Here is a 22,178-nt window from a genome sequence, read left to right on the forward strand (position 1 = left end):
TCAAACCAAAAGTCTGAGTAATTTGCCAAAATAAATTTAATTATTGCTCAACATGGTTGTCAGAGATTGAAAAATTGATTAGTGATGGGAAATTATCTAGGTTAAAGCTTCGTATATTATTATCGGTTACGTTGAGGATCGCAAGGTGTTCTAAAGCTGAAAGTAGATTGATGTACTCGATTTGGTTGCGGCTTAAATCTAGATATACTAAATTGGAAGCATATTGCAATCCTTCGAGATTTTTAATGCCATAGTTTTGCGCTATCAGTTGCTTGAGCGGTTTCAGTGTAGATAAAATTGCCCACTTGCCATCAAATTCTACTCCGTTTTCGGTTAACGCTTGGCGTAACCCCGCATCTGGAACCCAAATTTTTTCTTGATACGCTTCCACGGTGAAAACAACCGGAGCCGCCTGTGAACCATGTAGACTAAGTGATACGCTAAATGTGGAGCCTTCGCCTTCGGCAATAGGAGCAGGGACTGTGAATGTCATAATTCCGCCAGCTGAAGGATCGTCGGTTACAGAGTTTGCAACAACGGTGTGGATATTAGATGCCACTATGGTAACATCAAATTCTGATGCATCGGCGCTTAACATTTTGATGGTTTTTGTATCGGCATTGTAGCTGACATCTCCAGAAAGGCTGATGTTTAGAACGCCAAAGTTTGGAGCTTTAATTCCCCACTGTTTTGCTGCATCGAATTCTGCAGATGCTGTGGCAAGAGCGTCTAATGCTGCAGCTACCTGAGCTGAAGTTTGTTGGTTATTAGTAAAAACTTTGAGAGCCTTATTTATGGCAAGTTCATACTTAGCTTTTGCGGCCTCGGTAACCCACAATATTCCTAAATCAACCAATTTGCCGTCTTTACTTACTACAGTGGTGGAGAGATTTTCTTGAGCTACTTTAATAGGTTTATCTAACAGATCGTTGTTTGCGATTACAATGTCAAAATTATAAGTATCATCGCCAACAACTACAGAAATTACGCTGTCATTGTTCAAAATGTTCGTAGAAATAATAGCCGCTCCAGGAGCCGGTTCTTCGTTGCCTAAAGAATCGGTAACAGTAATGTCGGCATCTACATCGTTGGCCAATATCGGATCAATAATAAAGTTGCGATCGGCATCTGCGGCTACGATATCTAAAGTGTAGTTATATTTGCCAGGCTGAAAATCGATTTTAGCTGCAGATAAACCTTTAACAACTAAATCAACCAACTCAAGAGGTTCTTCGACGATCTCTTCTTCAACTGTTTCGTCATCATCTGCCAATGGAACAATGATTCCGCATTGAATGGTAACTGTGTCGTTATCAGCAAGTTCAACTAGCTTCTCAGAATTTGGCAGCGCAATCATGATACCGCCTTTAAGATCTCCGTCTTCGCATTCAATAATTTTGGCATCAGATAATGGAATCGTAATACTAGAATTAGCTGCAAGGTCGCATTCAGTAATCTCGGCATCAGATGATGAAATCGTAATACTAGAGTTAGCTGCAAGGTCGCATTCAGTAACCTCGGCATCAGATGATGAAATCGTGATATTAGAGTTAGCTGCAAGGTCGCATTCAAAAGTCTCGTCAACATCAACCTCAGGTGCTTCAATAGTCCTCTCAACAGAAATTTCAGTAACATAACCTTCGGTAACAGGAATTTCTGCAACCGGAATTTCGGCAACAGGCATTTCCTCAGCATCAAGTAGTGGAAGCATAATGCCGGCATCAAGATTAGCATCAACATCTTCGGTAACAATTATTTTCTCAGTCTCAAGATTAGCATCAACAACTTCGGTAACAGTTATTTTCCCAGCCTCAAAATTAGCATCAACAACTTCGGCAACAGGCATTTCCTCAGCATCAAGTAGTGGAAGCATAATGCCAGCCTCAAGATTAGCATCAACAACTTCGGCAACAGGCATTTCCTCAGCATCAAGTAGTGGAAGCATAATGCCAGCCTCAAGATTAGCATCAACAACTTCGGCAACAGGCATTTCCTCAGCATCAAGTAGTGGAAGTAGAATTCCAGCCTCAAGATTAGCATCAACAACTTCGGCAACAGGTATTTCCTCAGCATCAAGTAGTGGAAGTAAAACGCCGCCCTCAAGATTAGTATCAACGCTAGATGTTATAGTAGTCTCCACTGTGAAAGCTGAATCTGCTACCATATCTGCAATAATATCGTTTAGATGCTCAATAACAACAGTTGGTTCCACAAAGTTCCCATTTTCGATAATAACTGGTGGTTCTGGAATGACATGAATTATTGTATCAGAATCATCATTAGCTACATCAGCCGAGTCATCATCATCAGCCGCATCAGCAGAATCATCATCAGGCAACATCAGCGGAGTCATCATCATCAACATCAGCGGAGTCATCATCAGGCAACATCAGCGGAGTCATCATCGGCAACATCAGCGGAGTCATCATCGGCAACATCAGCGGAGTCGTCATCGGCAACATCAGCGGAGTCGTCATCGGCAACATCAGCGGAGTCGTCATCGGCAACATCAGCGGAGTCATCATCGGCAACATCAGCGGAGTCATCATCGGCAACATCAGCGGAGTCATCATCATCAGCAGCATCATCATCAGCCGCATCAGCCGAGTCATCATCATCAGCCGCATCAGCATCAGCGGAGTCGTCATCATCAGCCGCATCAGCGAGTCATCATCATCAGCCAACAGCCGAGTCATCATCATCAGCCGCATCAGCCGAGTCATCATCATCAGCCGCATCAGCCGAGTCGTCATCATCAGCCGCATCAGCAGAATCATCATCGGCAACATCAGCGGAGTCGTCATCGGCAACATCAGCGGAATCATCATCAGCTACAACAGCCGAGTCATCATCATCAGCCGCATCAGCCGAGTCATCATCATCAGCCGCATCAGCCGAGTCGTCATCATCAGCCGCATCAGCGAGTCATCATCAGCCGCATCAGCCGAGTCATCATCGGCATCATCAGCGGAGTCATCATCGGCATCATCAGCGGAGTCGTCATCGGCAACATCAGCGAATCATCATCGCAACATCAGCGGAGTCATCATCATCAGCAACATCAGCGGAGTCATCATCGGCAACATCAGCGAGTCATCATCATCAGCAACATCAGCGGAGTCGTCATCATCAGCAACATCAGCGGAGTCATCATCATCAGCCGTATCAGCAGAATCATCATCATCAACATCAGCAGTCATCATCATCATCATCATCAGCCGCATCAGCGGAGTCATCATCATCAACATCAGCGGAGTCGTCATCGGCAACATCAGCGGAGTTATCATCAGTCGCATCAGCCGAGTCGTCATCATCAGCAACATCAGCGGAGTCATCATCATCAGCCGTATCAGCAGTCATCATCGGCAACATCAGCGGAATCATCATCGGCAACATCAGCGGAATCATCATCAGCCGCATCAGCGGAGTCATCATCAGCAACATCAGCGGAGTCATCATCGGCAACATCAGCGGAGTCGTCATCAGGCATCAGCATCATCATCATCATCAGCATCAGCAGATCATCATAGGCAACATCAGCGGAGTCATCATCATCAGCCGAGTCATCATCATCATCATCATCAGCCGCATTAGCAGAATCATCATCGGCAACATCAGCGGAGTCATCATCATCAGCCGCAACAGCCGAGTCATCATCATCAGCTGCATTAGCCGAGTCATCATCATCAGCCATCAGCCGAGTCATCATCATCAGCAACATCAGCAGAATCATCATCGGCAACATCAGCGGAATCATCATCATCAGCACAACAGCCGAGTCATCATCAGCCGCATCAGCAGAATCATCATCGGCAACATCAGCGGAATCATCATCAGCCGCATTAGCCGAGTCGTCATCATCAGCCGCAACAGCCGAGTCGTCATCATCAGCCGCAACAGCCGAGTCATCATCATCAGCCGCAACAGCCGAGTCATCATCATCAGCCGCAAGCCGAGTCGTCATCATCAGCCGCAACAGCCGAGTCATCATCAGCCGCATCAGCCGAGTCATCATCATCAGCCGCATCAGCCGAGTCATCATCATCATCAGCCAGCGAGTCGTCATCATCAGCCGCAACAGCCGAGTCATCATCATCAGCTACATCAGCCGAGTCATCATCATCAGCTGCAACAGCCGAGTCATCATCATCAGCTGCATTAGCCGAGTCGTCATCATCAGCTGCAACAGCCGAGTCGTCATTAGCATTAGTGGAGTCATCAATAGTAGACTCATTAAATTTTAATAGATCTTCTTCCATAGGTTCAATCACCTCTTCAATAATCTCTTTAGTATTAGTATTTGTAGGATCAATCACTTTTTCAACCTCTTTTATTTGGTTATCTTCAATTGCGATATCAGGTGGCAATGCGATGATGGTTTCAACCTCAATTTCTTCAACTTCTTCAACTACAGCTGGTTCAAGAATAATGAGTGGCAACTCAATATCAGGCTCTGGTATGTCAACTGCAATAGATTCAGTAGCAGATTTAGAAACAGATTCAACAACCACTTCAGACATAACTGGAATGGCAGAATTAGATTCATTTTTGGTTTCTATGACATTTTTTTCAGATTCTAATTTCGAATTTTCATCAGCAGAAATTGATAACACTGTAAAACCGGTAGATACCATAGCACCGGCTAAAAATACAGTGGCAAATCTTCTATTTAATTTCATATTGTTCCCCCTAGAAAATAGATAATTATAATTGTTCTTATACTTATTTATATGTAGTAGTATACTAAAAAGGCGTATAAGCTCTAATAAAATGATATTCATGTACCATGTAAAAAATTACTAATTGTGGACTAAATTTAAAAATTTGTGGACAAAGCACAGGGCTGCCCACGTTATTTTAACGGCTGTTGAGTTCGAGAAATTGGGACACTAGTGTTTGAACGATATATAAGTCTGATTTTGGAAAAAAGCAGTGAGTAGAATTATTTAATAATACAATTTGTAAATTATCTGAGCCGAGCATATTTTGATATGAAAATACACCTTTGTAGTTGAGAGTTTCATCTAATTGTGATTGAAAGATGAGCGTGGGGATTTTGAAGGAGGGCAATTTCTTTTTTGTGGCATTGATAAGAGAGTATATGCCAGATATGGGAATAATCCAAGGAATGTATTCGTACCAGGAGCCGTTTTGGATACTATATAGAGGTCGAGATTCGCCTCTATTAAATACGGTAGAAATTTCTTTCTTTTTGGTAACAACGCCAAGGCACATTTTCATTTTGGTAGCAGATAGGCTGATTTTCATTGGTGGGTTTAGTAAAATGATACCGGCGGCATTAATGGTGTCTGCAAAGTCAAGGCAAAACAGAGCGCCCATAGAGTGACCCATAAGATAAACGTTTTTGTATTGTTGGTGCATTTTGTAAATTTCGGATTGGGCGCAGCTTTTCCAGTGGAGTTTATTGCTATGGCTAAAGTCTTTGCAGCTGCCGCCATGGCCAGGCAATAATGGAGCGTGAACATCCAAGCCGAGAGATTGGAAAATAGATAAAAATGGGATGAATTGATTGGGGCTGCCAAAGAGACCGTGAAGGCAGAGGATACCGTTATCATTGCCAGTTGTAATATGAATAGGGGGGTGATTTTTATTTCGCATTTTCGATGAACTCCTTAGAATATTTTTTCTTATTATATCACTTTTGATAATTATTATGTGAGTAGTGACGCTTGAATAAGTAAAGATAGACATGCTATAATTGTGAATGGCAATAAAATAACAAATTGATGGAGGAAATTGTATGAGTCGATATACTTATGCAGATTTTTATGTTGCAACAAATGGAAACGATAGCTGGAGTGGAAAGCTGGCGGTTCCAAATGAAGAATTAACAGATGGGCCATTTTTAACTTTGGAAAAAGCAAGACGGGCAGTGAGAATTTTTAAGAAAGGTGTGTATAGAGATATTTATGTTTTGATTAGAGGTGGAGAATATTCGATAAACAGAACGATAAATTTTGTACCGAATGATTCGCATTATCCGGGGTTTAGAATAGTTTATGCTGCGTATCAAGACGAGACTCCAATATTTTCCAGCGATGCTAAGATAGAGGGCTGGACGTTGGCAACAGATGTGGCGGGGTTGCCAGAAAAAGCTGTGGGTAAAGTATATGAGGCAGCAATACCGAAGATGGGCAAGGAGAGATTTTACTGCTTATTTGAAAATGGAAAAATGTTGACGCGAGCGCGATCAAGAAGTTATTTACCGACTGTAAAAGTAAATTGTAAAGATGGGTGGGGCAATATTCATGAGGTTGTAGAAGCGGATAGATCCACTATTCATTATGCCGAGGGATCAATTAAAAATTGGGATAATTTATCGGATATAGAGTTATTTATTCAGCCTAACGTAGGGTTTGTAACAAATTATCTCAGCTTAGAAAGTGTGGATGAAGCAAACTCGATTGCAACGACCGCGATACCTGCAACGTATGGAATGGGAATCGTTCACAAAGGAGCGCAAACGTTTGACGACGGATCCTATAGGGTAGAAAATTGTATAGAAGACCTCGACGCACCTGGTAAATGGGTGATTAATACTAATGTAAAAAAAGTGTATTATTACCCTATAAATGAAGTGCCAGAGAATGTAACTTATCCGTCATTAACAGAGCTTGTGTTTGTGGATGGGCATGAGTTAGGAGGAATTGTAACTGGTCTAGTGTTTGAAGGGATAACATTTACCAGAGGAGATAGAGCGGTGATGCTCGAGAACGATATTACGTTGCAGCATGAGTGGGAATTTTTTAACAAGAGCAATGCGTTGGTAAGATTTAGAAATACTAAAGAGTGTGTTGTGGATGGGTGCAGATTTTGCAACACTGGCTCGAGTGCGATACGATTTGATTTGTATGCGCAGTGTAATATAGTAAAAAATAATTTAATAGATTATGTAGGTGGTTCTGGAATATTGTTTGCAGGATATGGGCCGGGAGTGAAGGATGTAAATAGGTGTAATCGTATCGAAAACAATCATATTCACCACAATGGCCAAAGCTATTACCAGGCGCCAGCAATTATGCTATGGCAAAGCGGAGATAACTTTGTAAAAAATAATTTGATGCACCACATAACCTATGATGCGATTGTGTTAAGTGGAGTGAGACCTTCGTTTTACCATGCAAAAGGATTTTTGCGAGAAATGACAGAAACAATACGAGTAAATGAAGTGGTACAAGATTCGTTGTATGCAGAAGCGAGGACACCGAAGGAAGTTGGAGAGTATTGGGGCAAAACGTTAGGATATGCGTTTACCAAAAATAATATTATAGAAGATAACGAAATGTTTTTGGTGATGCTAAAGCTTTTTGACGGCAATGCTATATACCTGTCTGATGTGGGCAGAAATAATGTGATCAACAGAAACTATATTCACCACTTAAACGGAGTTGGCATGCAGCAGGCAATACGCACTGACGCTTATGTAACTGATACTCCTATTACAAATAATATTGTGTATAACTGCACTGGTGGAGGAATTAATACCAAGCATTATAATAATCATGTGATCAATAATATTATAGCAGATATCAGAGATATAGTTTATTTAAACGATGCGGGCAAAGAGAATCGAATGTTTATTGGATATATTAGTCTGTGGGGAATTTATGAGACTGAAGCTCCGCCAAATGTAGATGTGCAGATTGACCATAATATTATGTATAAAACGTATGCGCATAATCCATTTTATCGTGAAAGCAAGAATAATGTGACAGGTATGATGGAGGAAGTGAATGTGGGAGAAGCGGTAATAGACTATAACGTATATTACGATGTTGAGGCATCTGATAAGGGAGCTGCGGCGCTAGAGAAATACCAAAATTTAGGAGTAGATGAACATAGCATAATTGCGGATCCTAAATTTAGAGATATAGCAACAGGAGATTTTGAGTTATGTCCAGATTCACCAGCATTGAAACTAGGATTTAAAAATATCGATATGTCAGTTATAGGATTGACCGATGAATTTAGCAAAAAATACGATATGCTAGTTAGAGAACAGTTGGGAAATGACTATGATGATTTTGGGGTGCTTGAAAAATTATGTGTAGATAAGAATAAAAAAACTGTTGAACAAGAAAGCGATTTTAATACAGTATTCGGAACAGATTTTTAGAAGAATACTTTAGTGGGTAGCAGCTAAGATATAATATAAGATGATGGGGAGAGAAAAATATATGATTAATAAGAAGTTTGATGTCGCGGTAGTAGGTGGAGGTTTGAGTGGAATTTGTGCGGCTATCGCTGCCGCAAGAGGTGGTGTGTCAGTAGCATTGATTCAAGATAGGCCTGTTTTGGGGGGAAATGCAAGTTCTGAAATTAGAATGCATATATGCGGAGCAAGCCGAGGCGGCGGCAGAAAAAATGATAGAGAAACTGGAATAATAGAAGAAATATTACTAGAGCATAAGAAGCGAAATCAGTTTAATTCATATGCCATATTTGATATGATATTGTGGGAAAAAGTAACGCAGGAGCCAAATATTACGTTATTTTTGAATACACATGTAAAAGCAATAACAATAGATAACTGGAGTATTAGTAGTGTAATTGCTTTTCAGTTAACAACAGAAAAAAGCATTAATATAGCAGCAAAGATATTTGTAGATGCGACAGGAGACGCGATGGTTGCGGCACTTGCGGGAGCCAAATATATGATAGGGCAAGAAGCTCAAGAAACTTTTAATGAGAAATACGCACCGCAAAAAGCTGATGAATATACTATGGGGAGCTCGCTGTTGTTTAAATCGGTTGATAGAGGAGAAAAAGTTGAGTTTATAAAACCGGTATGGGCAAATACGTATACAGAAGAAGATCTGGCATTGCGAAAACATGATGATGTTAAATCGGGATATTGGTGGATTGAGCTGGGAGGCGCGGCGCAAAAGGTAATAGAAGATGCGGAAGAAATCAGAGACAATCTATTAAAAGCGGTCTATGGAGTGTGGGATCATATCAAAAACGGAGGAGATCATGGTGCCGATAATTTGGACTTAGACTGGGTGGGATTTTTGCCTGGAAAACGTGAATCTAGACGAGTGGTAGGAGATTACATTTTGATAGAAAATGATTGTGTGACAGGAAAAATATTTGATGATGCTATTGCCTATGGTGGATGGAGTTTGGACATGCATGTTATGGGTGGATTTGAAAAGAGTGAGAACCCACCAAATGTAGGAATTCATTTACAAGACAATTATACTATACCGTATAGATGTATATATTCTAAAAATATATTTAACTTGTTTGTAGGAGGCAGAGCAATCAGCGCATCACACGTGGCATTTAGTTCGACGCGAGTTATGGGAACCTGTGCTGTGGTAGGGCAAGCAATTGGAACAGCAGCTGCGATGTGTATCAAAGATGAAGTATTGCCGAAAAACATAAGGAGTGTAGCAAAGTTGCAGCAGCAGTTGCTAAAAGATGATTGTTATTTACCATATTTTAAAAATACTGATATGCTAGATAAGGCATTAAATTCTATGATATATTGTTCGAGTGAATTGGAAGGATATGAGGCAACAAATGTAATAAATGGAGTAGCAAGACCGTTTAATGGAAAATCTAATTGTTGGAAATCTGAGTCATTAAGAACGTCGCAATGGATAGAACTAGACTTGAGCTCAAAGGTAAAAATACAAGAAGTTCAGTTAAAGTTGGATTCAAATTTAGAAAAAGAGATAACAATTTCGATGTTTGAGAAAATGTTGGCTAAGCAAGAAAAAGGCGTACCAGCAACATTGCTGAAAGACTTTAAAGTAATGTGTTACAATGATAATGATGTTGTGCATGAGTGGAAAGTGACAGGAAACTATCAAAGAGTAGTAAATCTAAAGGTGGGCAAAAAAATTACATGTACAACAATCAGAGTGGAATGCTACGCATCAAATGGAGCAGAAAGCGCAACAATATTTGAAATTAGAGTATATTAAAAAGGCCCCCTAATTATAGGGGGTTTTATTTATTCAGCAATAACGGTTTCGCCATTTGCAACTGCAATAGAAGAATCGAATATGCCCATCACCGCCTCAACAGCTTCTGTTGGAGTGCTTCCTTGATATAGCATTGGGTGATATAAATCATTGGCATTGATAGCGGAGATCTGAGATCTGTTGTTGAGAACCATAATGCCTGGCTCTTTAGTTTTTGCCATTGTCTCTTCAACGGCGCGTTCATCTCGGAATAATTTATAGTCTTCCATCATCCAATCATCTTCGGCATCGTATCCTGGAGGCTCAGAAGCCCAAATGTCCAAAGCAAATGCGATATCGGCGGCTTGTTCGGGAGTGTATGTATTAGGGATAAACCAACCAGCACCAGTTCCGGTTACTACATAGTCTTCAGCAGCGGGACCTTTTGGAAAAATAACCATTCCGTAATCGTCTTCCATATCTTGGAATAATAGGAGTTTTTCTTTATCGTGAGCAATCATAGCGATTTGGCCAGTAATAAATAGTTGCTCATGACCATTCCAATGGCTGGGAGAAACAGTATAATCTTGCTTTAAATAATTATCTGCCCAAGTAAGTGCCTCGATATTTTCGGGAGTGTTTAGCGTATTGATAAATTTGCCGCTTGAATCTCTAGAAACCATCTGTCCGCCATTTGAGATAATAGCATAATCGTATATTCCGGCGTTTTTATTCATAGCATATGTATCGTTGATGCCATCAGAATCTAAATCGCGGCTTAATATATCAGAAATTTCTTCAAAGGTTTCCCAAGTCCATTCACCAGATGCTTGAAGGTCGTAAGGAAGATCTGGGTCTAATCCAGCGTCTTCGAATAACCGTTTATTATAGAAGATAAAGCTGTTTGGAGTTTGATCTGGAAACACCCCAAAAGTTTGACCATCTCGAGTTAAAAAGTCGGTAACAGCAGAGTCCCACTTCCAGTGATTTAGATCGAGTTCATCAAGAGTAGATAGGTCGTATGCTAAATTATTATTCATAACGGAATTAACAAATCCAGCAGAAACGTGAAAAACTTCTGCCGCTGGATCACCAGCAATCATAGAAGTGGACATCAACTCAAGAGTTGTGTTCCATTTTCCGAGAGCTTTTTCTTCGATAGTGAAATTATGTTTTTCCATCATTTCATGACGATACTCCCAGAGGGCTTCTTCTTGTGCGCTAGCTTTTACTTCGGGTTCGTTTACATCGACCCAAGTTGCAATGGTGACATTAAGGCCGCCAAGATCTCGGACTTCTTCGGGTTTGGTCGCAACGGGAGCGGCAGTAACGGGAGCGGCAGGTGCAGTAACGGTTGATGCGGGCTCGGTAGTAGATGTTGGCTCTTCGGCAGAACTGCAAGCAGCAAGAATTCCGATGGAAAGTGACGTTATAAGTGTAGTACCTAAAATTTTTGTAAATTTCATTGTAAAAACCTCCTATGAACAAATATAATATTTTTGACAAGGCAATAGTAGAAATGAATATTCAAAGAGTAAAATATGTAGCTATTATATATACAACAAACTAAAATTTAGTACAAATCTTCTGATAGATATCATTATATAATAATATATGGAGTATACACAAATTATATGTAAAAGGCAAGTAATTTTTGGCAAAAAAAAGAACCCAGGTTTCGGGGGATGAAACCCAGGTTGAGGGGGGATTTAGCGATGTACCTCACACTTGGTACAATCATAGTATTGCCACAATTTAGAATTATATACAACTAAAATAAAAAAAAATTGTATTGTACAGGCAATATATCTAAAAAAAATAAGATGAATTATACATATATGCTAATAAATAATTTATTTGTTTTATAGACAAGTACTAATTGATTTGATAATATTTAAAAACGAAAAAACGTTTTGTCTAATAATTAAAAAGAAAAAAATATATTTTTGTGAGTTATATTCAAAGTTATTTAGAAAAAATATGAATAAAGTAAATGTTAAAAGCAAACCAAGTTGCGAAATGAAAAATTTCTGATGGTTGACCGGACAGTAAGAGTGATTCGATATATAACGGTTACAAATTAATTTTGGAGGGTAACATAAATATCGTTGTCCGATGGAGAACCGAATTTTGCACTTGATGTAGTTGCTTGAGTTAATAATACTAAAAATTTGTGTATAAATGATGAAGTTAAGTTAATTATAATATGTAGTGAGGTTGTTTGTTGTATTTATTTTAAGAAAGAGGTTGCTATGTGTGATTCCATTTGTTATTATATACATATAAAACCAATATTTGGAGGAGGACATTATGAAACTTAGAAATAAATTATTTGCTTTACTTTTATGCGGAGTTGTGGGATTTGGTTCTGTAACAATAACGCAAGCACAAACAGTAAATTTGCCTGCAGAAGTGGAATTAAACCTCAAAGACTTTGCAACTATATCAGAATTAGCAAACAAATATCCAACCCAGTATTATACATTAGTAAATAGCGATGAAAAAAGAATACGTCGTGTAGAATTTTTAAAAGGGCCTCTTGTTGTGGATGGAGAAGTAACGGTAGATTTGCCAGCAGATATTATAAAAGCATTAAGATTTTTTGATGATATCAGAATGTCTGGAGAGGGATCTGCCAATACCAAAATTACAATCGTAAATCCCAAAGGCGAAACAATGGACTGGAAAGGTGGTTCATATGGAAGCGGTACCAAGACAACCAGATATTTAAAAACGAATACGTTGGCAAATACTACCATAGGCTTAGACAATCCGCTATTAGTCGTTGATGATAATGGGGAGCCGATATATGAAGGCTATAAAATGGTGTTAAAAGGCAATGCAGTGATAAATGAGATGGTTTTATATGCGGAGCAGGGCGTTATCAACGAATACGATATTACTGCGTGGACAGTGATAGGAGAAGATAAGCCAACGTTGGATGTGAAAGTAGATGTTGATATCACAAAAAATCTTAGTATCGAAGGCGAAATAAAATTAGATGAAGACAAATTTAAACGACTACATATAGGAAGCGGGCCGATTTCTAGCTTTGACATGAATAAAAACACATCTACAGTTGATAAGACCAATAGTATCCCAATGTCTAAATATGGATTTTATCCGGGGCGAGGAACAATTAGATTTGGCCCTCATTTAGAAGATATAAAAGCGGGGCAAGCTCCAAAGTTGACTGCCGATGAAGAAAGGGAAGGATATACAGACTATGCATACCTGGAGAAGCTGACTGTATTTGATCAAGATATAGTGGATAAAACCAATAGATTATTTCCATTTACTGGAGATGACTATGTAATGACATTCAATGACTGGCCATCTTGGATGCTAAACGATCCCAACGTGGATTTAAGCGCGGGGACTCCCGCAGTTAAGCATTTTGATGCGGCCGCGGAACTGGCAGCAGAAACGATGAGATTGTTAGACCAAAAATATGCCGATGAAGGGCCGAAATATGTGGAGGTTAAAAACGAGTCTTCGCTTACAAACGAGTGGGAGTATCACAAAACTGAGCCAGATAAGGCCTGGGACTATTTAGCAGATTTTCATAATCAGGTTGCGGATGCGGTAAAGGCGGTAGATGAGACAGTCTTAGTGGGTGGTCCATCAACTGCAAGCATGGGGATAGAGGCCGGAGACTTTAATAAGGCAAGAACGATAATGAAGTTTATGGATGATACCAAAGGTCACCTAGATTTTTATTCGCATCACTTTTATGAGTCGGAGACAGTTGTGTTAAATGATACGGGTAGTAATAATGTAGGATATACCGATGGAAGGTTAGAGGCAATATTTAGTTTATTTGAAAACCATATGTATCTGACTGACAACGAAAAACCGATTGTAATTACGGAGCAGGGGACGTTATATGAGGGAGATGCTGATCGCGACTATTGGATAAAGCTCAAAAATTATAACACATACATGATGACATTTATGAATATGACAGATACGGTAGAAATGATGGTACCATATTTGTATGGAGTGAAAAATTGGTTACCAGATTCTAAGGACACACTATATCTGTATGCAAACGCAAATACTGCATTAAAAAATCCGACACCTATGATGAACTATTTGGATTTGTGGGATGAATATGCAGGGGCATTTGTACCGGTTAAATCCAATCAATATCGAGTGGATACCAATGCAGTTTTGCAGGGAAATAAGCTGTATGTTGCAGTAAATAATATGAATCCGAATCGAGTGAATATTAATTTGGATATCGATACGGGAGACGCAAAAATTGTGGATGTAACTCGCAAACACACATATTTGGAGCTTGGAGAGTTGGTGCATGAAGAAATTCCGGTAGAGGATATTACAAATGTGCCTATGCGCGTGGAAGAGACTAGCATATTTGAAATCACGCTAGATAAGGCACCAGAATTTGAGGAAACGGTGTATCGGAAAACTTATTATGGCGACAAAACTTTGGTGCCTACATCTACCACGCCAGTAACATTCAATTTGGAATGTGATACAGAAGATTTAACCGCAGCAAACCTAAGAATCAATATAGCAAGTGATACGTCTGGATTTAAGGAAGATATGGTGATAAATGTAAATGGATATAGAGTATTGGTAGATTTGGGGCATACGGATCAGCCTGGCAGAATCTATACTTATGTTGATGTTGTAGTGCCAGCAGAATATGTTAAGGCGGAGAATGAAATTAAGATTACGTTGCCAGCCAATCATGGGTATATTGCCAATGTAGAAATGACAAACGACTACGCAGCTGCCGCGCCGGTTTCTGAAGATGTACTAGAGCTTGCCACAGAGACGGCTATCGCTATGTGGACTAGAGATAGAATAGCAGAAGTGCCAACGTCTGGCTCTAATAAAGAAGCCTATGATGGATTAATTTTGGCGATTGAGTATGCCAAAGATGTTTGCGAATTTACATTAGCAACAGAAAAGGAAATTACAAAGGCGAGCGAAGCGCTTGCGAGAATGGTAGAATTAGCCGAAAGAACGCTAATAGCAAATTTTAAATAGATTATAAAAATAAAGGGTCGATTTGGAATAACAACCAAGTTGGCCTTTTTTCGTTGTTTATTACAGTAACTTGTGCTATGATGGATAAAAAAAAATAAGGTGAGGTTATAGTTATGAACATAGTACTTTTAGAACCAGAAATTCCGCATAATACAGGTGCAATAGCAAGGACATGCGCAGCAACAGGGGCAGCCTTGCATTTGATAGAGCCGTTGGGATTTAAGCTAGATGAAAAGCATGTGCGGCGTGCGGGGCTGGATTATTGGGACAAATTAAATATAAAAAGATATTGTAACTTTGCAGAATTTTTAGTGCAAAATGATTTTCCGAAAATATATATGGCAACGACAAAAGCAAAGCAAAAATATAGTGACGTATTATATGAAGCAGATGCGTGGATAATGTTTGGAAAAGAGAGTGGAGGCATTCCGGAAGAAATTTTGCGAGACCATAAAGAAACTGCAATTAGAGTACCAATGCTAAAAGATATCAGATCGTTAAACTTGGCAAACAGTGTGGCGGTAATATTGTATGAAGCGTTAAGGCAACATGAGTTTTTAAATTTAGAAGTTGAAGGAGATCTTCATCAATTGAATTTGTAAAAAATTATAAAAAAGTTTATATATTTATGTATAATTTCGGAATATATGATAAATAATGAAAATTGTGAGTGGATTTTTAGATTTTTACAAATTTTAGGAGACGATTTAATCATGAAGAAAGTTCTTTTAATAGCAGCAATTGCTATAACGATTAACATACCTTCGTTAGGGAACAGTATTTTTCCGGCAGCAATCGGATTTAGTGGAACTGTGGTAGATACTAATGTAAATATCAGAATGAGCCCGAATTTGAATGCCAATATTGTAGATACCGTATCTACTAGCGATGTAAAAATTTTGGGCCAAAATAATGGCTGGTACCAAATTGTATTTGCAGAAGATGTGGCCTGGGTTAGTTCGACATATGTGGATACTGACTATGCGGAATATATTCCTAATACATTTACAAAGGGAGAGCAAATTATAAATTATGGCCTAAACTTCATTGGAACACCATATGTTTGGGGTGGAAACAGCCTTACAAGAGGCGTTGATTGCTCTGGATTTACAAAGGGAGTATATGGGGCTTTTGATATAGAGATCAGCCGTATTTCGTATCAGCAAGCAAATGACGGTGATTATGTAGAAAAGAGCGATTTAGAAACTGGAGATCTTGTATTCTTCGATACGAGTGGGATTAACAATGGAAACATATCTCATGTTGGAATTTATATGGATAAAGGTAAATTTATCCATTCTGACGGAACAAAAGGCGTTATGGTTAGCAGCTTAAGTAGTCCGTATTATTCTCAAAATTATGTTAAAAGTGTTAGGGTAATTCATTAATTGACCCCTTGCAAAATTAAAAATGTTTGATAGTATTAAACTGTTACTATTTTAATTTTGGAGGGACTTATGAATTTTAGTTATTATATGCCAACGAAAATATTTTTTGGACCGGATTCATTAGACAATTTAGCGCAGCTGGCGTTGCCGGAGGGAAAGGCTCTAATTGTTACTGGCGGAACTTCAACTACTAGGCTAGGATATGTGGATAGGGTTAAAAATCTTTTGCAAGAGGCAGGAAGAGAGTCGATAGTATACGACAAAGTACAGCCAAACCCAACAGTTGAGTCTGTGAGAGAAGCCTCAAAAATAGCACGCGAGAATCAATGTGGATTTATTGTGGGGCTTGGAGGAGGGTCTTCTTTAGATGCGGCGAAGGCAGTTGCAATTATGTGTACAAACGATGGAGATTTGTGGGACTATATTGGAAGCGGCACAGGCCTTGGAAATCCTATGAAAGAAATGCCATTACCTATGATAGCGATAACAACAACTGCAGGCACAGGAACAGAAGCCGACCCTTGGATGGTCATTACAAATGGCAAGGAAAAAATTGGATTTGGAGATTTTGATAAAACATTTCCGTTATATTCCATAGTGGATCCAAAACTGATGGTTTCTATTCCGGCACATTTAACAGCATATCAAGGGTTCGATGCGCTATTTCATTCGTTGGAAGGATATATAGCAAATACGGCTAATGTGATGAGTGATTTATTTGCGCTTGAGTCAATTAAATTGGTGGGCAAATATCTTCCTATTGCAGTGAAAAATCCAGAGGACATAGAAGCTCGCGGATACGTTGCTCTTGCTAATACCTATGCGGGGTTTGTAGAAAGTTTATCATCTTGTACGTCGGAGCATTCAATAGAGCACGCTCTTTCGGGGTTCCATCATGCCTTACCTCATGGGGCAGGGTTGATAATGGTATCATTAGCATATTTTGAATTTTTCAATAAAGTTGTTCCAGATAGAATGATAGATATGGCAAAAGCACTTGGAAATGAAAATGGCGATATTGTGGAAGCGCTTGCTAGCCTGCAAAAGGCTTGTGGAGTAGATAATTTAAAAATGAGTGAATTTGGTATTGTAAAAGAGTTGTTTGCAGAGTATGCAAAGCATGCGCAAGAGGATATGCCAGGTCTTTTTGCAACTGATAGGTGTCAATTAACAACAGAAGATATAATCGAAATATTAGAAAAGTCTTTTAGATAGTAATTTTGGGATACCTTGTTGTGGTATCCTTTTTTTATATAAGAAATCTAGAAAGGAATGAGGATTTATGCGCAAGATTGTTGTTGTGCTATTTACGGTTATATTTATGAATTGCTATTGTTTGGGCATACCAGAAGATGAAGCAGTTGTGAAGGACGCAACTGAAGGAGACATGACAGAAGAAAAAATGAAAAATGCGTTAAAGGGTGAAACTCAAATTGCTAATGTCATTATAAAAAAGGTTCAAATTAATCCGAGAAGGTTATTTACTTTAGATACTGCAACTAATGCTCCATTAACTTTTGAGCTTCCAAATGATACGCAAATCTTTTCGAGAATTTTATATGAAAATTGTGCATTCACTAATTTAAAAAAAGATATGGTATTAATTGTAGAATATGAACAACTAGAAGATGGATTGGTTGCAAAAAATATAGAGGTCCTTAAAGGACTTAGTACCTTAATAGAAGGATTGGCTATTGGAATTGTAAAAGAAGTAAATTTAAAGCAAGGATATATTTTGTTAAGTAATGCGTCCATTGATGACAAAAAATTTGACGAACTTTTAATTTATATAGATCAGTTTACTAAGATACGAACTAGCAAGGATACTACATTATTGAGTAAAAATATATTAAAAACAGGTCAAGAATTGCGTATAATTACAAGTGGATTATTTACTAATTCAAATCCGCCGGAAACGGTAGGGTTAGAAGTTATTTTAATTCTTTTGCAGTAATTTACAATTCTGGAAATAAGTGTATAATAAAGTTGTGAAACTTTTTCGAGAAAGGAGAACAGAGTGGAAGACTTTATTATAAGAGTAGAAAATTTATCGAAAACTTTTGAAGACGGTATACCGGTTTTAAGTGACGTAAACATCAACATAAGAAAAAATGAATTTGTTACTTTATTAGGACCTAGTGGTTGCGGAAAAACAACATTGCTGAGGATTTTGGGAGGATTTGAAGAGCAAACAGCAGGCGATGTTTATTTTGAAAACATATTGGTTAAGGGCATCCCTCCATACAAAAGAAAGCTTAATACTGTATTTCAAAAATACGCCTTGTTTCCACATATGAATGTTTCAGAAAATATAGCATTTGGTCTCAATATTAAGAAAATAGATAAGGCTATTATTCAGCAAAAAGTAACAGAAATGTTGCAGTTAGTAAATTTGCAAGGATTTGAAGCTCGAAAAGTTAATTCGTTAAGTGGCGGGCAGCAGCAAAGGGTGGCTATTGCACGTGCGTTGGTAAATGAACCCGAAGTATTGCTACTGGATGAGCCTTTGGGAGCATTAGATTTGAAGCTTAGAAAAGGTATGCAAATTGAATTGAAGAAAATTCAGAAAAAGCTAGGCATCACATTTATTTTGGTAACGCACGATCAAGAGGAAGCGCTAACTATGTCTGATACCGTCATTGTTTTTAAGGGAGGAAAAATTCAGCAAATTGGATCTCCTGCAGATATATATAATGAGCCAGAAAATGCTTTTGTGGCAGATTTTATTGGAGAGAGTAATATATTAGAGGGGGTTATGATAAGAGATTATTTGGTGAAATTTGATGATATAGAATTTGAATGTGTTGATGCAGGTTTTGGAAATAACGTTGCTGTGGATGTGGTAATTAGACCCGAAGATTTTCGAATTTTTGTAGATGATACTGGAAGGTTGGCGGGTAATGTTGTTGGAGTTACATTTAGAGGTGTACATTATGAAATGGAAATTGAGTCTGGAGACAGGGTATTTGTAGCGCACTCCACAAAAATGTTTCCTGTTGGAGCAAGTGTAAGCTTGGACTTAGAACCGGAGGATATTCATATTATGTGTAAGGAGGGTCAAAATGAATACTAAAAAATATTTGATTGCCCCGTATGTAATATGGAGTTTTATATTTGTTATGATTCCTCTGATTTTGCTAATTGTGTATAGTTTTACAGAGCAAGTAGATGGTAAGTTTATTTTCAGTTTGGATAGTTATGCTAAATTTTTGGATCCGCTATATGTAGACATGTTGCTAAGATCGTTTAGATTGGCTTTTATTACAACTATCGTGTGTTTTGTTGCAGCGTATCCGTTGGCGGTGATTTTAAATTCAAAAGAGTTTTCGAATAAAACCATAATACTTATTTTGATTGTTTTACCAATGTGGATGAACTCGCTGATGCGAACATATGCTTGGATGATATTGCTAGAAAATAAAGGCGTAGTAAATACTATTTTGAATTTTTTGGGAATACCAACGCAACAATTTTTATATGGAGAAAGCGCGATAATTTTTGGGATGATCTACAACTTTTTTCCATTTATGATTTTGCCTATATATAATTCGATTTCTAAAATTGATAATGCGCTTATAGAGGCATCGTATGACCTTGGTGCAAATAAATTTGTAACATTTAAGCGAGTGATATTGCCGTTGTCGATGCCAGGAGTAATTACGGGCGTGATCATGGTATTTATGCCGTCGCTGACAACTTTTATGATCACTAGATTGCTAGGTGGTGGGCAGGTAGTTTTGATTGGAAACATGATAGAAGAACAATTTACAAGAACTAATAACTGGGGATTTGGCTCTGCATTATCTATGATTTTGATGGCAATCATACTAGTTTCGATTGTATTTTTCTCTAAGAATGAATCGCTGGACAAGGGGGGACTAGTATAATGAATAATGAAAAAAAATATGTAGGCGCAATTATGACTGTTCTATACGCACCTACTGTTGCTTTGATAGCATTGGCGGCTAATTCAGCTAGAAAGAACTCTTCAAAGAATAGAGGGGAGCGTAGATAGTGAATAATTTGAAAAGAATTTATCTGGGGATAATCATAGCGATTTTATACGCACCGATTTTGGTGTTGATAGCCTTTTCATTTAATTCATCAAAAACGACAAGTTGGCAAGGCTTTACTTTAGACTGGTATACACAGATTATGCAAAATTCTAGCCTTCAATCTGCATTGAAATATACCTTGATTGTCGCATTAGTTTCGTCTATAATTTCAACGATAATAGGAATTATGGCAGCGATAGTAATCAATAAGCTTCGGGGGGTAAAGCGAAGACTCATAATGGCAGTAACGTATATTCCGCTATTGAGTCCAGATATCGTAATTGGTATTTCGCTGATGATGCTATATTCGACACTGCAAATACCGTTTGGGTTAACAACACTAATACTGTCGCATATTACGTTTAGTACGCCATATGTAATATTGTCGATAATGCCTAGGCTTATGCAGTTAAATCCAAATATGTATGAAGCAGCGCTAGATGTGGGGGCAACGCCGTTTTATGCCTTTAGAAAAGTAATTTTGCCAGACATTATGCCTGGGGTTATTGCAGGCGCGTTTATTGCGTTTACGATGTCGATCGACGATTTTGTAGTAAGCTTTTTTAATACAGCATCGGGAGTAAATACGCTTTCCATTCAAATTTATTCTATGGCAAGGCGTGGGGTGAGTCCAGAAATTAATGCGGTATCAACATTGATTTTCTTGGTAATTGTAACAATTTTAACAATCACAAATATTAAGGCAAGTAGAAAAGTAAGATTAGAGGGGGGTCAAAAGTATTGAAAAAATTTAGTATTTTGTTATCTTTGGGGTTAATGCTAGCTTTGGCTGGATGCAGTGGAGAAGCTGCAGAAGTAGTTAAAGTTTATAATTGGGGCGATTATATTGATGAAAGTACCAATCGAATGTTTGAAGAAGAAACGGGCATTAAGGTGATATATGAGGTGTTTCCAACAAATGAAGAGATGTACGCAAAAGTAGCGAATGGAAATGCGGCATATGACGTGATTATCCCTTCTGACTATATGATCGAAAAAATGATAAATGAAGACTTGCTTGCAAAGATAGACAAAACACAGATTTCAAACTACGATTTGATAGATAGAGAATTTATAGATTTACCCTATGATCCAAACAATGAATATTCTGTGCCATACAGCTGGGGAACTATGGGAATCGTATATAATCCAACTATGATAGATGGAGAAATTGATCAGTGGGCAGATATGTGGGATCCCAAATACAAAAATCAAATTTTTATGTATGACAGCGAGCGAGATTCGATTATGGTGGCGCTTAAGATGTTGGGATATTCTATGAACACAAGAGATTTGGGAGAGCTAGAAGAAGCTAAACAAGCGCTGGTAGAACAGAAAGAATTGGTTTTAGCATATGTGGGAGATGAAGGAAAAGGCAAGATGGTTAATGGAGAAGCTGCGATGATGTTGGCCTGGGCAGGAGACGCAGAAATAATGAGAGTAGATAATGCCGATCTTGAGTATATAATTCCGAAAGAAGGTACAAACTATTTTGTGGATGCAATGGTGGTGCCTAAAAACGGTGAAAATTATGATAATGCTCTAAAATATATCGATTTTATGTGTCGTCCTGATGTCGCAGCAATTAATATGGAATATATTGGATATTCGACGCCTATTTCTGAGGCCCGCGCTCTACTTCCAGACGAGATGAAGAATAGCGAAATTGCTTATCCAGATTTAAGTGAATTAAATCTAGAAATGTTTAATGATCCATCTGACATTCTTGAGGTATATTCGAGAATTTGGACAGAAGTGAAAGCTGCAAGCAAATAAGAGAAATA

General features: G+C 38.5%; 19 protein-coding genes. 12 read left to right on the top strand and 7 right to left on the bottom strand.

Translation table 11 applies throughout. The features are described 5' to 3' along the window. Positions 1 to 40: 40 nt before the first annotated feature. The 6 genes from PCY70_RS07670 to PCY70_RS07695 all read right to left on the bottom strand — a co-directional run bounded on the left by PCY70_RS07670 (position 41) and on the right by PCY70_RS07695 (position 5,619). Positions 41 to 2,365, bottom strand: a complete 2,325-nt coding sequence (locus PCY70_RS07670) for a leucine-rich repeat domain-containing protein (protein WP_305766896.1) — start codon at positions 2,363 to 2,365, stop codon at positions 41 to 43. After that, the gene (locus PCY70_RS07675; RefSeq protein WP_305766897.1) at positions 2,331 to 2,828 is read right to left on the bottom strand and encodes a hypothetical protein; all 498 of its coding nucleotides are present in this window, start codon (positions 2,826 to 2,828) and stop codon (positions 2,331 to 2,333) included. The genes PCY70_RS07670 and PCY70_RS07675 overlap by 35 nt, the downstream gene beginning before the upstream one ends. Positions 2,829 to 3,023: 195 nt before the next feature. Then, positions 3,024 to 3,323, bottom strand: coding sequence for a hypothetical protein (locus PCY70_RS07680; RefSeq protein ID WP_305766898.1), 300 nt, complete (start codon positions 3,321 to 3,323; stop codon positions 3,024 to 3,026). A 26-nt stretch (positions 3,324 to 3,349) separates the two neighbouring features. Beyond that, on the bottom strand, positions 3,350 to 3,991 hold the full coding sequence (locus PCY70_RS07685) for a hypothetical protein (RefSeq protein ID WP_305766899.1): 642 nt from the start codon (positions 3,989 to 3,991) through the stop codon (positions 3,350 to 3,352). Next, positions 3,942 to 4,679, bottom strand: a complete 738-nt coding sequence (locus tag PCY70_RS07690) for a hypothetical protein (protein WP_305766900.1) — start codon at positions 4,677 to 4,679, stop codon at positions 3,942 to 3,944. The genes PCY70_RS07685 and PCY70_RS07690 overlap by 50 nt, the downstream gene beginning before the upstream one ends. Before the next feature lie 178 nt (positions 4,680 to 4,857). Beyond that, the gene (locus PCY70_RS07695) at positions 4,858 to 5,619 is read right to left on the bottom strand and encodes an alpha/beta hydrolase (RefSeq protein ID WP_305766901.1); all 762 of its coding nucleotides are present in this window, start codon (positions 5,617 to 5,619) and stop codon (positions 4,858 to 4,860) included. A gap of 142 nt (positions 5,620 to 5,761) precedes the next feature. Here PCY70_RS07695 and PCY70_RS07700 point away from each other — a divergent pair, with 142 nt between their 5' ends. Both PCY70_RS07700 and PCY70_RS07705 read left to right on the top strand, forming a co-directional pair. Beyond that, positions 5,762 to 8,137, top strand: a complete 2,376-nt coding sequence (locus PCY70_RS07700) for a right-handed parallel beta-helix repeat-containing protein (protein WP_305766902.1) — start codon at positions 5,762 to 5,764, stop codon at positions 8,135 to 8,137. 61 nt (positions 8,138 to 8,198) lie between these two features. Then, positions 8,199 to 9,953: an FAD-dependent oxidoreductase gene (locus PCY70_RS07705; RefSeq protein ID WP_029488192.1), complete on the top strand. Its 1,755-nt coding sequence runs from the start codon at positions 8,199 to 8,201 to the stop codon at positions 9,951 to 9,953. Positions 9,954 to 9,982: 29 nt separating this feature from the next. On the opposite strand, the gene PCY70_RS07710 is transcribed toward PCY70_RS07705, so the two are convergent. Continuing rightward, positions 9,983 to 11,398: an ABC transporter substrate-binding protein gene (locus PCY70_RS07710; RefSeq protein WP_305766903.1), complete on the bottom strand. Its 1,416-nt coding sequence runs from the start codon at positions 11,396 to 11,398 to the stop codon at positions 9,983 to 9,985. 844 nt (positions 11,399 to 12,242) lie between these two features. Here PCY70_RS07710 and PCY70_RS07715 point away from each other — a divergent pair. From PCY70_RS07715 to PCY70_RS07760, 10 genes are all read left to right on the top strand, one after another. Further along, positions 12,243 to 14,951 (top strand): hypothetical protein, encoded by a 2,709-nt coding sequence (locus PCY70_RS07715; RefSeq protein ID WP_305766904.1) that lies wholly within the window; start codon positions 12,243 to 12,245, stop codon positions 14,949 to 14,951. A gap of 113 nt (positions 14,952 to 15,064) precedes the next feature. After that, complete coding sequence (locus PCY70_RS07720; RefSeq protein WP_305766905.1) at positions 15,065 to 15,553, top strand: tRNA (cytidine(34)-2'-O)-methyltransferase; 489 nt, start codon at positions 15,065 to 15,067, stop codon at positions 15,551 to 15,553. Positions 15,554 to 15,664: 111 nt separating this feature from the next. Further along, positions 15,665 to 16,339, top strand: coding sequence for a C40 family peptidase (locus PCY70_RS07725; RefSeq protein ID WP_305766906.1), 675 nt, complete (start codon positions 15,665 to 15,667; stop codon positions 16,337 to 16,339). Between the two features lie 69 nt (positions 16,340 to 16,408). Continuing rightward, on the top strand, positions 16,409 to 17,554 hold the full coding sequence (locus PCY70_RS07730) for an iron-containing alcohol dehydrogenase (protein WP_305766907.1): 1,146 nt from the start codon (positions 16,409 to 16,411) through the stop codon (positions 17,552 to 17,554). A gap of 67 nt (positions 17,555 to 17,621) precedes the next feature. After that, positions 17,622 to 18,293 carry a hypothetical protein gene (locus PCY70_RS07735; RefSeq protein ID WP_010166151.1) on the top strand — a complete coding sequence of 224 codons (672 nt, stop codon included), beginning with the start codon at positions 17,622 to 17,624 and terminating at the stop codon, positions 18,291 to 18,293. A 63-nt stretch (positions 18,294 to 18,356) separates the two neighbouring features. Then, the gene (locus PCY70_RS07740) at positions 18,357 to 19,412 is read left to right on the top strand and encodes an ABC transporter ATP-binding protein (protein WP_305766908.1); all 1,056 of its coding nucleotides are present in this window, start codon (positions 18,357 to 18,359) and stop codon (positions 19,410 to 19,412) included. After that, complete coding sequence (locus tag PCY70_RS07745) at positions 19,402 to 20,226, top strand: ABC transporter permease (RefSeq protein ID WP_305766909.1); 825 nt, start codon at positions 19,402 to 19,404, stop codon at positions 20,224 to 20,226. The genes PCY70_RS07740 and PCY70_RS07745 overlap by 11 nt, the downstream gene beginning before the upstream one ends. Continuing rightward, a complete protein-coding gene (locus tag PCY70_RS07750) occupies positions 20,226 to 20,354 on the top strand; it encodes a hypothetical protein (RefSeq protein ID WP_010166156.1) in 129 nt (42 codons plus the stop codon). The genes PCY70_RS07745 and PCY70_RS07750 overlap by 1 nt, the downstream gene beginning before the upstream one ends. Beyond that, positions 20,354 to 21,139 (top strand): ABC transporter permease, encoded by a 786-nt coding sequence (locus PCY70_RS07755; protein WP_305766910.1) that lies wholly within the window; start codon positions 20,354 to 20,356, stop codon positions 21,137 to 21,139. The genes PCY70_RS07750 and PCY70_RS07755 overlap by 1 nt, the downstream gene beginning before the upstream one ends. Then, complete coding sequence (locus PCY70_RS07760; protein WP_330696955.1) at positions 21,136 to 22,170, top strand: ABC transporter substrate-binding protein; 1,035 nt, start codon at positions 21,136 to 21,138, stop codon at positions 22,168 to 22,170. Before PCY70_RS07755 ends, PCY70_RS07760 begins: the two co-directional genes overlap by 4 nt. Positions 22,171 to 22,178: the final 8 nt, after the last annotated feature.

The organism is Candidatus Epulonipiscium viviparus (assembly GCF_030708075.1).
In the GTDB taxonomy this organism is placed as follows: domain Bacteria; phylum Bacillota; class Clostridia; order Lachnospirales; family Cellulosilyticaceae; genus Epulonipiscioides; species Epulonipiscioides viviparus.